The organism is Psychrobacillus sp. Z3-81 (genome assembly GCF_056620325.1).
Genome location: NZ_JBWQPU010000114.1, coordinates 1 through 231, shown reverse-complemented (window position 1 = coordinate 231; position 231 = coordinate 1). Strand labels below are relative to the sequence as shown.

Annotated in this window: 1 pseudogene; it reads left to right on the top strand. The window is 42.9% G+C overall.

Annotated elements, in window-relative coordinates:
- Positions 1-231, top strand: a pseudogene (locus AC1ECF_RS17840) (hypothetical protein); the annotation flags it as partial.

Sequence of the window (231 nt, the reverse complement as noted above, 5' to 3'; positions counted from 1 at the left end):
TACTTTAGGATGGCAAGGAACATTTATAGTAGTAGCAGTTGATATTACCGGTTTACAATCTGGCGCTTCTAACAAAGTAAACAACCTACAGTTTATCCCTACTCAATCTGAACCAACGGATGAAGAGGAACCTGAAGATGGTAATCCAGGAGATGAGATAACTAATCCAGAGCCAACTGACCCGAACGAACCACCTGATGAGGAAACCCCTCCTGAAGAGGATACAGAAGA